Here is a 15,519-nt window from a genome sequence, read left to right as displayed (position 1 = left end):
GACGAGCGACTTGGCAAACCGCTGTCATCGTAGCTAATTCCGAAACACGCAATCATGGTTCCAGCTAAACGGGAAGTTTCTGTATGAAGCCGCTCACGTAGTAACACCCTCAATCATAGGATGGCCATGCTCGTTCGATTTGTTGTCGGTGCAGGTACTTATTTCCTTGGTTAATAACTTATCGGTTGAAACACCTTTTGTTCTAGTCTGTCGGAAGAAAGTATTGTCCGATGATTGGAAATGAGGAGATCTGTTCGAATATCGTAATCTCAATTAAATGTTGCCAAACTTGGGCCCATTTGACACCGTGTTCCGGTTGTTTAGGAATGAATCCGCTTATACGCTGAAAATGGAAACCACAAGAGATATGAATTCGATGTTGAATAGACTTTTGGGTCTAGATCGCCCAAAAAAACGTGCAATTCAGTTGGCTATTGATTGTGTGTTGCTTGCCTTGAGCTTTGCACTGGCTATGGCATTACGCTTGGATGGATTTGGCTCTTTGGCTGTTTTTTCGGTTTGGGTGGCATTTATGGCGATGGTTCCTGGATCCCTATTTATCTTCATCCGCCTGGGATTCTATCGAGCTGTCATTCGATACATGTCAACGAAAGTAGTCGAAACCATTGCTACTGGGGTCGTCTTCTCCGCCCTTATCCTTTTCGCAGTTAGCCAGGTATTTGGGCTGCCCATTCCGCGCTCGGTTCCTGCTATTTATGCACTTCTGGCATTTGTCAGCGTTGGCGGTGTCCGTTTTGCATTGCGGGCGCTTGTGGAAAGGCAGAAAATTGGGAATAAGGAAAATGTAATTATCTACGGTGCTGGAGAGTCTGGGCACCAATTGCTGACAGCGCTTTCTAACGGACCAGATTACGCGGTTGTCGGTTTCGTGGATGACGGAATTGATATACAAGGTCAAGAACTTAGCGGCGTTGCTGTTCATAATCCGGTCCAGCTTGCGACGATTGTCAAACAGCATGGTGTGAAAACTGTTTTATTGGCCGTTCCTAGCGCAAACCGGGCGGCGAAGCGGCAGATTGTCGATAAGCTGGAGAGCTTGAATGTTGAAGTGCGCACGATTCCGGGAATGGCGGATTTGGTGTCTGGAAAAGCCAGTGTAAGCGATTTGCAGGTGGTGTCTGTTGAAGACCTTTTGGGGCGAGATCCAGTGCCGCCGAAAAAAGACCTGTTAAACCAAGATGCGGCTGGGAAAAGGGTGATGGTTTCGGGTGCTGGCGGGTCGATTGGTAGCGAGCTTTGCCGACAGATTTTGCGACAAATTCCTGTAACGCTTGTCCTTTTTGATGTATCTGAATTCGCGCTCTACCAAATTGAAGACGAACTAAAGTCTTTGGCAACGACGAATAATATTGACGTTGAAATAGTGCCTGTCATTGGCTCTGTGCAAAACCCGCGCCGCGTTGAAGCAGTGCTTAAGCAATTGAAAGTGCAAACAATTTATCATGCCGCGGCCTATAAACACGTACCGTTAGTTGAGCAGAATGTCATCGAGGGGATGCGAAATAATGTATTTGGCACCAGGACGATTGTTGACGCGGCGATTGCGGCTGGCGTTGAGAATTTCATATTGATTTCAACAGATAAGGCCGTGCGACCGACTAATTTCATGGGCGCATCAAAGCGCGTGGCAGAGTTGATTTGTCAGGCGGCGGCGAGATCGCAGAACCAAACGCGGTTTTCAATGGTGCGGTTTGGCAACGTTTTGGGATCGTCGGGATCGGTAATACCTCGGTTCCGAGAACAGATTGAAAAAGGCGGGCCGGTGACGGTCACTCACCCTGAAATCAATAGATTTTTCATGACGATACCTGAGGCCGCACAACTGGTTATTCAGGCTGGCGCCATGGCGCAGGGCGGGGATGTATTTGTGCTGGATATGGGTGAGCCAGTGAAAATTGTTGATTTGGCACAGCGCATGATCAAACTGCATGGACTGCAGCCTTATTTCCCCGAAGATCCGCATTTAGGGCCGGCAAGCGGGGATATCCCCATTACATTTTCGGGCCTGAGAAAAGGCGAGAAGCTTTATGAGGAATTGCTGATTGGTAATTCGCCCGCCGGGACTAGTCATCCGCGTATTTTGACGGCCAGTGAAATTGCCATGGAACAACAAGAACTTGAGCAGATGCTTGATGATTTGCTCAGGACCTGTGTGGAATATGATGCGCAAGCCATTCGGCAAATCTTGCAGGATGCCCCTATTGAATTTCACCCAGTTGACGAAGTTTCGGACCTTGTTTGGATGGCTCGAGAGGGTCAGGACGGGGATAAGCGAATTGTTGATTTAACGCCCCACATCAAGGCGTCAAAGAAAATTACAGAACACTAGCCCCTGCTCTTTTGTGAGATTTTCGGTTGATTTTGGCCGGAAACATTCCACTTTGTGCCGGGTTTGGCCCGGCATGTTCCACTAATTTGTTTCATAGATGTCTGCGCCTTCGCGGCGGCTGATCATACGATGGGACTTGTGTAGCAATTGGTGGCATAGATGTTTCATCTCTATTGCGCACTTCTCGGCGATTGATGATCCGCAATTGATGACAATTCCCCCCCTCACTTGCTTCCATTTATCTGCTCAGCACATATGCTATGCAAAGATTATGCCTCTGCGATTCTTCCACTCGTCGGTTAGCGGCCTGAAATTATGCCCGCGGATTGGACGGCTGACAGCCCAAACAAGTTCTGCCTGCAATTGGATTATCCCCGCTAAAATATTGAAGCGTATGCTCTATTTGAGTGGGACGGATTTGATGTCGAGGGGCCGACATCGCGTTAAGATGTTGGTAACCTTGTTTTCCTTTACGACTCGGCGCAACTATGCAAATAGTTGACGGGCAAAGTGCATCAAATAACAATTTTGCCGTCAGAGAGGGAAAATGACGACATCCGCTGAACATGGTGAGGGACACAAGGCGTCTGAAAGACTGGATGCGATTGATGCCGTCGACAAAATTGTTGATCATGCTGGCCTATTGTCCGGCCAATTGCAAATTTTGCGCGAGCGCATGTATCCGCCCGAAGCGGAAAAATCTTTGCGCTATTTCATGACCAATGAGGTGAGCAAACTCACCTCTATTCCAGAATCGACATTGCGCACTCTCTCGATTGATGGCAAAGGCCCTTCCCCTGCCCGGCTGGAAAATAATCACCGGGCTTACACCTTGGCGCAGATCAATGAATTGCGCCAGTATTTCGCCGCGCAGAAACCAGATGGTGACCTGTCCATATTGCCCAAGCGCGGGCCGGGCGAACATTTGCAAGTGTTGGCGGCCACCAATTTTAAGGGCGGCAGTGCAAAGACCACGACCACGGTGCATCTTGCTCACTATCTAGCGTTGCAAGGCTATCGCGTGTTGGCGATCGATTTGGATCCGCAAGCTTCGCTTTCAGCTATGTTTGGTTTTCAACCTGAAATGGATGTAGGCCAAAACGAAACCATTTATGCAGCCCTACGCTATGACGATCAAAGACGGCCATTGCGAGATGTGATCCGCAAGACCTATTTTGATGGGCTTGATTTGGTGCCGGGCAATATTGAGGTGATGGAGTTTGAATATGAAACCCCGCGGGTTTTGGGCACCAACCAAAAGGTTGAGGGCGGCATATTCTTTGAACGGCTAAAACTTTCCATTGATGAAGTGGCCGATGATTATGACATAGTGCTGCTCGACACCCCCCCTTCCCTTGGCTATTTGACGCTCGGCGCGCTTTATTCAGCGACTTCCATGGTGATCACCATTCATCCGGCAATGCTTGATGTGGCGTCCATGAGCCAATTTTTGCTGATGCTTGGCGATTTGGCCCAGGTGATCCGGGACGCGGGGGCGACCATGCGCAATGATTTCATCAATTATTTGATCACCCGGCATGACCCAAACGATCAAGCGCAAACCCAAATTGTTGCCCTATTGCGGCACCTATTCGCTGAAGATGTGTTGATGCCCACCGCCTTGCAAAGTACGGCGGTTGAATTGGCGGGGTTGGGCAAGCGATCCATTTATGAAGTTGAGCCGGGGGAAATCCCCCGCAACACGTTGAAGCGTGCGCGCGAGGCCATGGATGATGTGAATCGTTCGATTTTGGATGGGGTGCATAAAAGTTGGGGTCGGTTATGAGCAAGAAGAAATCAATCGCTTCAGCCTTTGGCAACCTGACTCAGCCTGATAATGCATCATCAAAAGACGATCGGCCTTCAACACCGAGTGCAGCCCCCAGTCGGGTGGCGGCCGGTGTGATTGGGGCGACCCAAAGATCGCTAACTGAAATTCGCGAAGAACGCGATCGATTGTTGGCTGAAGCCGAGCAGGGCGGGCAAATTATTACCCTTGAAACCGGTGATGTGGACCCCTCGCCTTTTCGCGATCGATTGCCAGATGATGACACAAAAGAGTTTGAGCGCTTTAAAAATGCGCTTGCTCAAGAAGGACAACGCACGCCAATTTCTGTGCGCCGTGACCCGAATAATGAACATCGATATCAAATTGTATTTGGCCATCGACGCTGGCGGGCTTTAGCAGAGCTTGGCCAAAAAGTTGAAGCGCGGGTTGGTGAATTTTCGGACCGGGATTTGGTGGTGGCGCAGGGCATGGAAAATGCCGAACGCCAGGACCTGTCCTGGATTGAGCGCGCGCTTTTTTGTGCGGAAATGGAACAAGCCGGCATTAAGCCCAAAGACATTAAAGCGGCGCTTGGGGTTGATGATGCGCAAATGTCAAAGTTCCGCGCAGTGACCCGCATTGTGCCAAAGCCAATTATTGAAGCGATTGGCCGGGCGCCCAACATTGGGCGACCAAGATGGTTGGAACTGGTGGCGCTGATCGATAATGATGGGCAATTGAGCCTTGTTGAAAAAACCTTGTCAGCTGACAAGGTGAAGGCGCTTTCTTCGGATGAGCGGTTTGTTGCCTGTTTGATGGCACTGACCGGGCAGGCGGAAGAACCGATCCGGTCGGCTAAGCAGCAGGGCAATATATTTGCGAAGGTGGGCGAGGTGCGTTTTGGCAAATCAGACATGCGCATCAAAGTGGCAAAACAACATGCCCAGGCTTTTAAGGCCTTTATGCAGCGCGAGCTGCCTGAACTTGAAAAGCGATTTGCCCAGAGCATTAAAGGGCAACACGAGGAATAACCTTGTCAGCTGACAAGGTGTGAAGTGAGCGTGCATGGTGACATGCATTTAATTGCAATGGTTTTGATGTCGTAAGGAGCAACACGGCGAAGAAAAACAAAACCCCCCGAGGCGGCAACCAGCGGGGGGATTGATCAAGACAAAGGAACGGCAATTCCTGTTACCCTGTTGAACTAGGTTTAGTCTTATCAGTTCCCCAACATTATTGGCAAGTCAAAAACGCGATTTTTGCGTGTGGGTATCTATGTTCATTTTTTGAACATGATGCACCACGGCATTTCACGCGATGGGATTTTATTGCCTGGTGCACGTTGTGATGCGGCCTCTTCACTTGATGAAGGAGAGGGACCAATGGGGTCATCACATCAGCATAACACATCAATTGCGCCCAATTATCAGGGTTTAGATGTTGCGGTTTGGGATATGGGCTTGATCGGCGACGATATGTTGCGCGCGCTTGAAACTTCCCATGAAGAAGCGCAGCGCCGTATTCGGGCGCGCTTTAGCCAATCGATTTTGGCCAAGCAAGGGTTTAAGAAGCCGCGCTTTGGCTCAAACGCTTATCGCGAATATGTCCGCAAGGGCTATATTACCCCCGAAGAAGCAGAAGCTGACGCGATTATGCGTGAAATCCGCGCCGAACGGGCAGGGCGGGGTGATGCAAATGGGGAAAATAGTGCGGGCGGGGCGCTGATGAATTCTGCGGCGGCGCATAAAGCATTTGAGTTGTCTAAGAGACCACCTGTGCGATGGGGACGCCAAGCGCCGATCCCTTCAGACCAATATGCCCCCAACATGGCCACCACGGCCGCTAGGGACGAGCGTTTGACCCCAAATGCCAAAGCTCTATTGCAAATCATTCATGCGCGCTGTGGGCGGGAAGGGATCACCGAGAGCACAAAAGGCACATTGGCCAACATTATGAACCGCTCAACCCGCACCATTCAGCGCTATATCGCTGACCTGGTGCAATTTGGCTATCTGGTGGCCCATACCAAGCGCAATGGGCGCGGACTTTATGTGGGGCTTGTTTTGCGGGTAGGGGAAGCGACAAAGCCATTCTATGAAGATCTGCGACGTACGGCGGACTTAATGGGGCAGGTGTTTAATTGGGGGGCTTCTGAGACCGAAGTTTCTCTTGTAAATTCAGATAGGACACAAATGTCCCCTAAAAAGCAAATCTTACATAAGAATAATAACGACACCCAAATGGGTGACCCCTTTGATTAGAATTTCTAGTCCAAAAGGACTAAAAATTACTCTTTAAACCGCTAAAAAATTTAATCCTTCACTTAGGCACCCCAAGTGAACAGTGAACTCGCTCAAAATCAGAGCGGTTCACTTCTTCCGCTGCTCAACACCAAAATAATACCGACGTGCTCGCTCCAGCAAGGGCTACGCCCTTCTCCGCGCCGCTCCGATCCCGTATCGGGATGCTTTCCGCTGCGCGCGCCGGTGTTCTAAACGTGTCGGCTCCGGAGGAATGTCAGACTTCCCGTCTCTCCAAAGGAATAGATTTTAGGAAGAATTCAAATTCCATGCGACATTGACGAACCGTTCTCAGGTTTGTAACTATACGTTCTAGTTTGATTAACAATTATTTAAGGCAATTTTTGCGGCCAAAAATCGGTGCTGAAGTCCCTGCAACATCAAAAAGTTTTTCGTCAAATTATTGATTTTGGTTGGGCTAACTTTGTTTTAAATTCATATTTGGAGAGCGTAAATGGCTGAAACAGCTGGCAAAAAGAAAAAAGTACAATCGGTTGATGAGTTCATTTCAGCCTCAAAAACACAAAGCACCAACAAAGCCAGCAAGAAAAGTCAGGCCGAAGCCACCGACGCAGGGGAATTTGCCAATATTGGGGCGAATAGCTTCTTCAAAATCCTTTTGAACAATGAACTTAGTGCTGTTGAAAAACAAAAAGCGGTGGCTAAAGAGCTTTCCTTTGCCAAGAACAAAGAAGAAGCCAAACATGCGCTCGAAGAGTTCAATAAGATGAAGGAATATCTTCAGCATGAGCGCAAACGCATGGCGCGGGAGATCATTTCCCTGACCGACACCGAAGCGTTTTCTGAGTTGAAGGATGTTTATGAGGACATCAACACGGCATTGATAGACTTTGAAAATCGCATTTCACCGCTGACCAATATTGTGGATGCGGTTTATACGTTGCGCATGAATGGCGTGACGTTTGATATTTTCAATGAAATTGCGAAAGACAAAGAAGCTGAAGAAGAGCGATTGATAAAACTGCGCGAGTTGGAAAACGAGCTGTTCGAACTTGAAAATCTTATCAAGGAAACAAAAATTTCCAACGACATGTTGCGCGATGAAAAGTCGTTCTTTGGCTTTGGTGGCATTAAAGAAAGTGCAAAGCGCCAAATCGCTGAAAACAATATGAATTTGGATGATTTTGACATTCGGATGCAAAATCTGAACCGCGAAATTGAAGAACTTTCTATTGAAACAACACGTGATAGCGAGTTCGCTGAATATGCCGACGAAAAAGCCCGGTTGCGTGAACTGCTTGATATTTCGTCTGAAGAGCATAAATCGCGCCAAGAGGGTCTAATCGCGGCAGCGAGCGGCTTTATCGACACGACGGAAACCCGTGTGGCCAGTGTTTTGACCCATTTCAATGGGATGAATAACCAAATCGACCGGTTGGGCGACGCGAACTATACGATGCGTGAAATTTACGCGATTTTGAACGACGCAACAGAAGAAGCGGGCCAATCCAACCAATCGAAACGCGACGAGCTATCCACCGACGCGGAAGGCGAAGGCGACATCCAAAAGATGGAACGCGAACGCCAATTGCGCGATCTGGAAAATCATATTTCGGCTCTTGGTCAATCCAATGTAGATACGACTCAAGTTTTTGCCGAATTGACCAGTGCCGGCCACCGGATCAAATCGATGAAAGATGGCAATGAGCAGCAAGTGAGCAAAACCCGTGCCCTACACACATCAGGTGTTGCCGGGGTTGCGGACCAGTTGAGCACCGTGTTGCAAGCCGTTTCGTCTGCAGCATTGGGTGAAAGTTCTGAAATGGCGCGGATGTCGCTTGAACGGATGAACGAAACCACCCGCAGCTTGGGCCAAAAGGAAGTTATTCGCGTGGCCATGGGCGCCAAAGAGGTCAATTCAGAATTGACCAAAGCCCTTGCTGATCTTGAGCAATATGGCGATGTGATCAACACCGCCACGGACATTACACGCGAAGGTTTGAGCGAAACAAAACGCTTGTTGGGCGAGTTGGAAAACACCGCCAATAGCGTGCAGGAGGACATCAAAAAATCAACCGGCGTGGCGGCAGATGTAGCCGCTGGTGAGAGTGAGAAATCTAGCGAAAAAGAAGAGAAAACGGCAGCGCCGAACCCATTTGATATTGGGTAATAAGGCGCGAAAAGCGATCTAATCACAGCTTTTTTTTGGGAGATATCCATGCCGTTTAATTCTAAGAATTTTCTCATCCGAGGTGAAGACCAATTGGCCCGTGATGAGGGGTTTCGACTGGTTGGCCGTACCGATGAGTTGCGAAAGCTTTCTGGCATATTGATGCGCAAAAGCGCGCATAATGTGCTGTTGGTTGGGGCTGGGGGTGTCGGCTGTTCGGCACTTTGCTTGGGGTTGCAGGCCCGCAAAGCGGACCCGGATGTGCCGTTCGATATTATCAATAAACGCATTTATTGGCTGGATAGTGACGGATTGTTCTCGTCGGGTGATCATGCGGTCATTAATGAGGGATTTCAAAAGCTTGTCCGAATTTTGCGCCGTTCAAAGGACAGTGTTTTAATCATCGAGGACACAAGAGATTTCATTGAAGCGGCACGCAATAATGGTTGCACTAATTTCATCAATGCATTGATGCGGGATTTAAAAGCTGGGCGGTTTCAAGCGATATTTGAAACCCGCGATCAGGACTTGCCAACGGTTTTAAAATGCCATTCTGACATGCATGAAATTTTCACAATGATTGATTTGCTAGAGCCAAATGAAACGGCATTGCATGAAATTGTAAGTGATGCGTCGCGCACCCTATCCAGCCATCATCGCATCAATATTTCTCAGGATGCGGTGGACGCGGCGATTGACTTGACCAGCAAATATCGTGTGAGCGATATGAGCCTTTCGCGCGCGCAGCCGGAGCGCAGTTTGAACCTGTTGGACCGGGCGCTGACGACCTATCGGCAGCGAGCCCATGCAGAACCGCCTACCATCACTGCCATGAAACAGAATTTGGCGCATTTGCAAAAGTGCGGCGAAGGCCAAAGTCAGCAAGATGCTTTGCAAACTGAGCTGGCGGCAGCGGAGAGCGAATGGCTTGAAAACAAAGAGCGGTTGCGGATTTTTTATAAAAACCAGCGGGATGGTGAAGAGCTGATCCGCTCGTTGGAGCAAGATTTAGAAACCGAACTTGAAAATGCCGCACAGCGCGAAGAAGAGCTGGAACATAACCCCGGCGAAGCGCCGACGAAAATGAGCTTTTCGGCTCAGTTGCAGGGCAGTGGGTTTGAAAATCGCGTCATTAGCGATATTCGCCAGCGGATATCTGATGCGGAAAAAGCGGTGGCCGAAAATTTGGCCAAATATGAGGATTTGGCCGCCAAAATTAACGCCGAATTGCTGCTTGATTTACCCAATGTGACCGCAGAGTTCAGCGCGATTTCCGGTATTGCGGCGGAAAAGCTCAATCAAGATGAGCGGCTTAAATTGCTCAACCTCGAAAAAAGCCTATCTGGCCGGGTATATGGGCAAGAACATGCGGTTTCCAAATTGGCGGGGGCCATTCGGGTGGCCAAAGCCGGGCTAAAAGAGCCCAATAAACCCCAAGCCGCATTCCTTTATCCTGGGCCATCTGGGGTGGGCAAAACCGAAATGGCCAAGGCCCTCACCGCATCGCTGATGGATGATGAGCGGGCGCTTTTGCGCTTTGACATGTCTGAATATATGGAAAAGCACGCGGTGGCGAAACTGATCGGTGCGCCCCCAGGTTATGAGGGATATGAAGCGGGGGGCATTTTGACCAATTCCATGCGGGCCAACCCCCATGTAATCGTGTTATTTGATGAGATTGAAAAAGCCCATCCGGATGTATTTAACGTGTTGCTGCAAGTGCTTGACGATGGGCGGCTCACCGACAATCGCGGGCTTACGGTTTCCTTTAGTGAGGCGATTATTTTGATGACGACCAATATTGGTCAGCCCCACTTTTTGGACAAAAGCCTGAATTTTGACGAAGCCGTGACCGAAACCATGCATGAACTAGACAATGTCTATCGGCCTGAATTTTTGAACCGCTTCAATGGGCGCGAAAATATCGTCTGTTTCAACCGACTTGAACTGCCGGTAATTGAAATGATCGCTAAGCGAGAGTTGGAAAAGATCAACCAGCGGATTGCCACACAAAATGCCAATCTTGATGTGGTGATGGATGACCAAGCGGTGGCCGACCTTTGCAAAGATAAATATGAGCCCGCCCGCGGTGCCCGCGGCATTCCGGGATATTTCGTGTCGCGGATTTACCCCATTGTTGCCAAAACCATTTTGGAAACCCCGGAGGCTAGCGGCACATTAGAAATCACCTATCGGGCAGGGGATGGCGACGTCGACATCCAGATGAACGCGCGAGAAGCCGCATAATGGGTGAAAAGGAAAAGGGCTCTTCCACTAGCGATTTGCGGGAGCGGGCCAAACGGGCCCAAGCGCATTTAGATGCGGCGCGCGGTACCAATGACAAAAAAGGGGAGGGCGCCCAAAAGCCAAATGCGAGCCTTTTTGCTGATTTGGTAGCCAAGTTCAAAAGCCTTACCGACTTGCCGATTTTGCGGTTTTTTCGCCCAATGGTTGGGTTTTTAGGGCCAAAATATGCATGGGCCTTTGGCAAGTTAACGCTGAAAAAAGATGGCACATCCAACCTTGGCCGACAGGCGCTTGCCCTTGTGGGCCTGAGCGTCGGCTCGCTTATTGGGTTATATTTCCTAGTCTTTTCCGTTGTCCCAAACACTTTCCGGCTGGTCTATGATGGCGTGGTGATCAACGCCTTTGCCTATGAAGATGTGTTGGTGTTCGGCAAGCCCGATTGGGTGGAGGGCGAACCCGGCGTATTGAGCGTTTTTGCCTGTCGAAAATATCCGTGCGAAGGGCAATCCGATTCAATAGAATTTCGCATGCGCGATAGTTTTTATCTCGATGTTGTGCGCACCCTAACCCGGCTAGAACCCCATGATCCGGGCGAGTTGGCCGGCGCCTTTTTGTCCGAAGAAAATGCCTGCCGCTTCAAAGCCTATGGCGTGCGGGTGAAATATTTGGGCTTTTACCCCAGCCTAATTGAAGCAACCTGCCGACCGATTAACGGCGAAAATGCGGATAGTGCATTGGACGCGATGCGGGAAACGGTGACGACTGAGTGAGCGGCGTGGTTGAAGGAAGGAATTGTGCGAGAGCTTGTCTCACACGGAGAAAGCGCAGCTTTGGAAATATGAGAATGCTGACGCTTTGGCCGGTTCAAATGACTGTGTGGCAAAAATGGTTTACCACTCGAGAAATTCCGCCAATTTTGATACTAGAAATTCCGACTTATCAGCGAAACTCGACAGAATAGCTAGTTTGTAAGTGTTTTTCATGATACATTGCTAAAAATCAATGAAACTGGCAAAAGTCATTAAAATTCATGAATAATGCAAAAAATCATCAATTTTCAGGACCAGTAAGTGTTTTTCATGAGCTAAGGTTGCCCGAAATTGCGCAGCCGGTGGGTTATGCGGCGCTGATTGATGCATTTGATTTGGCGGTGCCCATGCCGTCTGTTCTTTGTGCAATTGGCACCAAGCACAAGATATTTGAAGCGCAAGGTTGGCGGCTTTATACGCCGCGACATGCGCCTGCCTCAACTCTTGAAGCACATTTAACCTTCGCTCTGAAATATGAAGGGCTGCACCTAGGCGTATTGAAAAAGCTCTTTCAAACACTGGAAGCGGCCGAGCTAACTGAATTGATCGCGCAAAAGCCCAACAGCGCCTATATGCGGCGCATTTGGTTTTTATATGAGTGGTTGCTGGACAAGCAGCTTGATTTGCCCAATGCCAAAACTGGCAGCTATGCACGAGTGGTGGACGACAAATTGCAATGGGCGGTGCCGGGCGCAACATCCACCCGTCATCGGGTGCACAATAATTTGCCGGGCACGCCCCAGTTTTGCCCCATGGTGTGGCGCACGGAAAAGCTCAGCCAATTTGTGGGCCAAGAATTTGATGCGAAAGCCCGGGCGATCATTGGCAATATTTCCCAATCGGTTCTGTCGCGCACAGCGGCATTTTTGCTGCTGAAGGATTCAAAATCTAGCTATGCGATTGAAGGCGAAGCGCCGCCCCATGACCGCATTCAGCGTTGGGGCAAAGCGATCGGGGAGGCGGGAAAGCACCCGCTGGATAAAGAAGAGCTATTGCGCCTGCAACGATTGGTGATCGGCAAGGATACGCGATTTGTGCAATTGGGGTGGCGCGACGAGGGCGGTTTTGTCGGCGAGCACGAAGTGGATACCCGCTTGCCGTTGCCCGATCACGTCAGCGCCAAGCCCGAAGATCTATCGGATCTGGTGGCGGGCCTTATTCAGTTTGCTGAAGAGTTTACCCAAGAACTTGATCCGATCATCGCAGCGGCCATGCTGGCATTTGGCTTTGTCTATATCCATCCGTTTGAAGACGGGAATGGCCGGATACATCGCTATTTGATCCACCATATTCTAAGCGCGCGCGGGTTTAATCCGCCGGGTATGGTGTTTCCGGTTTCGGCAGCGATTTTGGACAGGATCGATGATTATCGCCAGGTGCTCGAAACCCATTCAGCGCGAATTTTGCCGTTGATCGATTGGCGCACAACCCCTTCAATGAATGTTGAAGTGACCAATGAAACCGCAGATTTCTATCGCCATTTTGATGCAACACCCCATGCAGAGTTTTTGTTTGAATGTGTTGCGCGCACAATTGAAATAGACCTGCCCGAAGAAGCCCAATTTTTGATGAAATTTGATCGGTTTAAATCGCGGATTGAGGCCCACACCGAAATGCCCGCCTCGATGATTGATTTGCTGTTCAATTTTCTAAAACAGAACGAGGGTAAATTTTCAAACCGCGCCCGCCAAAAAGAATTCGCTGCCTTAACAGACGATGAAGTGGTGGCGTTTGAGCATATTTATGGTGAGATATTTGATGCAATATAGCTATCGTTCAGATCCAGATGTTCCTCCATTTGACGATGCAATGCCGATTGCCGTCATGGATGGGGATTGCGCATTATGCTCGTTTGGCGCGCAGTTGATCGACAGGTTTGATCACCGTCGCCAAATCCGCATTTGCCCGACTGAAACCAAATTGGGTGCGGCGCTGCTTTCACATTATGGCTATTCAGTTTCTGACCCGTCATCATGGCTGTTTATTGCGAATGGAAAATGTTGGACCTCGTTTGAAGCATGGATTGTGGCCGGGCGCACCTGCGGCGGGATTGGACGCCTCCTTGAAGTATTTTGGATATTACCGCGCTCTGTTCGCCAATGGATTTACCTTCGGGTTGCTCAAAATAGGGTGAAATGGTTTGGCCGGCAAAGAATGTGTGAGATCGCAAAACCAAGCCTAAAAGCGCGCCTTATTGGTGATGAGTGATCACCTCTATATCCAATTGGGAAAGCTCATTTAAATATTCATCTAACGTCACCATACCCACACATGGATAAGCTCCGGCGGGAACCTCCATGCCTTTGGCAATTTTTTCAGCCAATATGATCGCGGGGATTGTGGGAATGTGCGGACCATCACCATTTTTTGCGATGATAAACCATTGGCGCATATGAGATTGATCAGGATTTGCGGCAGCGGTGCCGCGCAACGTTACATGCATGCCACCATCCGAGCTGCCGAAACGGTTAAATAGATTACTGGCCTTCAACAAAAGCGCCGCGTGACGCTCTAGCTTTATCGGCAACCCCAGTCGAACAAGCCACCCAAGGGCCCATAGGCCAAGATGCATAATGCTGAGTTCCAGGCCTGCGGAAAATTGGATGGTGTCGATTTGGTGTCGTGCGGGCAAAAGATCGAGATCGGGCACCTCACAATTGGCCATCCAACGTTTGCCCAACCCCGGATAACGTTGGCGATAAAGATTTTGCCAGCCATAGGTTTTTGCCGCCACGCTGGGGAAGGGGGCAAGCGGTTTGCCCACATAGCTCAAAATGGCTTTGGTGGTGGCCAACCCTCGTTCCGCGCCCTGACCGGGGGAGATGCCATATTGCAGATTTTCAATATTGTGAAACTCGTCTCGATAGTGGGTGACCAAGGCATCTGACAGGGTAGGCACCGTGCTGGCACCGCTGATGATGCCAATATTGGCCGCCTTCGCCGCCGCATCTAATTGTCCGATATTGGCGACAAATTCACGCCCATCCGCGAGGTCAATATAATGAATGCCAGTCTTTATCGCGGCTTTCGCCACATCATAAGATTTATGTTGAAACGGCCCAATGGTGTTGATGATTACGCTGGGGCGATATTGGGCCAAATATTGATCCAATTGCTCATTCACATTGAAGCTCAAAGCCGACGCATTGGGTCCAATTTGGGCAGCGAGTTGTCGCGCTTTTTCTGGATCTCGCCCGACGATTAAGACATTAATGTTCTTTTGCGCGAGGGCCGTCGCGATGCGTTTTCCGAAATTGCCGTAGCCACCAAGGATCATCACGGGTTTATTGTGGGTCAAGAGACACTGCCTTTATTTTGAACCGGCCAGAATATGAGTAGATCTTGCCCAACAGGGGATGATTGATGAGCATTTCCATCTCAAACTCATCATCATTTATTGCTTCTTCCCAAGCTGTCGGTTGGCCAATCAGCCATGTAAGCGGCATGGGAATTCGGAAACTACCGATGCGGAACTTATAACCAAGATGCTTTAGGTGGACCCGTCCATCCTCAAATGAAAAGGTCGAATGCCAACCAAGGCCGATGCCTGTCCATTCAACAACCTGATTGCCACAAAGCGGTTCCAATTTTGAAGTGAAACTTAGAGTGCGGCCATCTGGGAGCGACAGGCTGCGTTCATATGAAAATTCGTTGCTATTGACCATTGTCGTAAATTTCACACTGGCTGGAAGGTCGTTAGCGGAAACGGGAAATAATGTTTTGGTCCATAAGAACAAAAATGAGGCTGGCTTGATCCATGCGCTTTGCCAGATCGACATGGTTCCCGTCACTTCGACAAGGTCATTTCGGTTTGCTCTATTGGCATAATGTTTGTGAAATATAGGGGGCATTGCTGGCCATTGGTCGCCAAATATTGGCTTGAAAATGGGATGAGTATGTTCCATCAATATTTA

11 protein-coding genes are annotated in these 15,519 nt (G+C 49.4%); 9 read left to right on the top strand and 2 right to left on the bottom strand.

From position 1 onward, the window contains the following. Positions 1–376: 376 nt before the first annotated feature. The 9 genes from AC2D8L_RS16305 (at position 377) to AC2D8L_RS16265 (ending at position 13,813) form a co-directional block, all read left to right on the top strand. Entirely contained in the window at positions 377–2,350 is a 1,974-nt protein-coding gene (locus AC2D8L_RS16305) for a polysaccharide biosynthesis protein (RefSeq protein ID WP_484686564.1), read from the top strand. Positions 2,351–2,897: 547 nt separating this feature from the next. Beyond that, positions 2,898–4,136, top strand: coding sequence for a plasmid partitioning protein RepA (gene repA / locus AC2D8L_RS16300; RefSeq protein WP_484686563.1), 1,239 nt, complete (start codon positions 2,898–2,900; stop codon positions 4,134–4,136). After that, positions 4,133–5,149, top strand: a complete 1,017-nt coding sequence (repB, locus tag AC2D8L_RS16295; protein WP_484686562.1) for a plasmid partitioning protein RepB — start codon at positions 4,133–4,135, stop codon at positions 5,147–5,149. The genes repA and repB overlap by 4 nt, the downstream gene beginning before the upstream one ends. Positions 5,150–5,500: 351 nt before the next feature. Beyond that, positions 5,501–6,379: a helix-turn-helix domain-containing protein gene (locus AC2D8L_RS16290; RefSeq protein WP_484686561.1), complete on the top strand. Its 879-nt coding sequence runs from the start codon at positions 5,501–5,503 to the stop codon at positions 6,377–6,379. 493 nt (positions 6,380–6,872) lie between these two features. Next, positions 6,873–8,549, top strand: a complete 1,677-nt coding sequence (locus AC2D8L_RS16285) for a hypothetical protein (protein ID WP_484686560.1) — start codon at positions 6,873–6,875, stop codon at positions 8,547–8,549. A 48-nt stretch (positions 8,550–8,597) separates the two neighbouring features. Beyond that, positions 8,598–10,796, top strand: a complete 2,199-nt coding sequence (locus AC2D8L_RS16280) for an AAA family ATPase (RefSeq protein ID WP_484686559.1) — start codon at positions 8,598–8,600, stop codon at positions 10,794–10,796. Continuing rightward, entirely contained in the window at positions 10,796–11,566 is a 771-nt protein-coding gene (locus AC2D8L_RS16275; RefSeq protein ID WP_484686558.1) for a hypothetical protein, read from the top strand. Before AC2D8L_RS16280 ends, AC2D8L_RS16275 begins: the two co-directional genes overlap by 1 nt. Before the next feature lie 260 nt (positions 11,567–11,826). Continuing rightward, a complete protein-coding gene (locus AC2D8L_RS16270; RefSeq protein WP_484686557.1) occupies positions 11,827–13,374 on the top strand; it encodes a Fic family protein in 1,548 nt (515 codons plus the stop codon). Further along, on the top strand, positions 13,364–13,813 hold the full coding sequence (locus tag AC2D8L_RS16265) for a thiol-disulfide oxidoreductase DCC family protein (RefSeq protein ID WP_484686556.1): 450 nt from the start codon (positions 13,364–13,366) through the stop codon (positions 13,811–13,813). The genes AC2D8L_RS16270 and AC2D8L_RS16265 overlap by 11 nt, the downstream gene beginning before the upstream one ends. On the opposite strand, the gene AC2D8L_RS16260 is transcribed toward AC2D8L_RS16265, so the two are convergent. Next, entirely contained in the window at positions 13,797–14,903 is a 1,107-nt protein-coding gene (locus tag AC2D8L_RS16260) for a saccharopine dehydrogenase family protein (RefSeq protein WP_484686555.1), read from the bottom strand. The two genes, AC2D8L_RS16265 and AC2D8L_RS16260, sit on opposite strands and share 17 nt — an antisense overlap. Then, entirely contained in the window at positions 14,890–15,456 is a 567-nt protein-coding gene (locus AC2D8L_RS16255) for a DUF4166 domain-containing protein (protein WP_484686594.1), read from the bottom strand. The genes AC2D8L_RS16260 and AC2D8L_RS16255 overlap by 14 nt, the downstream gene beginning before the upstream one ends. Positions 15,457–15,519 lie beyond the last annotated feature (63 nt).

Source organism: Maritalea sp. YIW29 (assembly GCF_057219265.1).
This window is presented reverse-complemented; position numbering and strand designations above follow the sequence as displayed.

Excerpts from the sequence above, each read along its gene's own strand:
- AC2D8L_RS16305 (WP_484686564.1), top strand. The coding sequence starts at position 377 with ATGTTGAATAGACTTTTGGGTCTAGATCGCCCAAAAAAACGTGCAATT.
- repA (WP_484686563.1), top strand. The coding sequence starts at position 2,898 with ATGACGACATCCGCTGAACATGGTGAGGGACACAAGGCGTCTGAAAGA.
- repB (WP_484686562.1), top strand. The coding sequence starts at position 4,133 with ATGAGCAAGAAGAAATCAATCGCTTCAGCCTTTGGCAACCTGACTCAG.
- AC2D8L_RS16290 (WP_484686561.1), top strand. The coding sequence starts at position 5,501 with ATGGGGTCATCACATCAGCATAACACATCAATTGCGCCCAATTATCAG.
- AC2D8L_RS16285 (WP_484686560.1), top strand. The coding sequence starts at position 6,873 with ATGGCTGAAACAGCTGGCAAAAAGAAAAAAGTACAATCGGTTGATGAG.
- AC2D8L_RS16280 (WP_484686559.1), top strand. The coding sequence starts at position 8,598 with ATGCCGTTTAATTCTAAGAATTTTCTCATCCGAGGTGAAGACCAATTG.
- AC2D8L_RS16275 (WP_484686558.1), top strand. The coding sequence starts at position 10,796 with ATGGGTGAAAAGGAAAAGGGCTCTTCCACTAGCGATTTGCGGGAGCGG.
- AC2D8L_RS16270 (WP_484686557.1), top strand. The coding sequence starts at position 11,827 with ATGAATAATGCAAAAAATCATCAATTTTCAGGACCAGTAAGTGTTTTT.
- AC2D8L_RS16265 (WP_484686556.1), top strand. The coding sequence starts at position 13,364 with ATGCAATATAGCTATCGTTCAGATCCAGATGTTCCTCCATTTGACGAT.
- AC2D8L_RS16255 (WP_484686594.1), bottom strand. The coding sequence starts at position 15,456 with ATGCCCCCTATATTTCACAAACATTATGCCAATAGAGCAAACCGAAAT.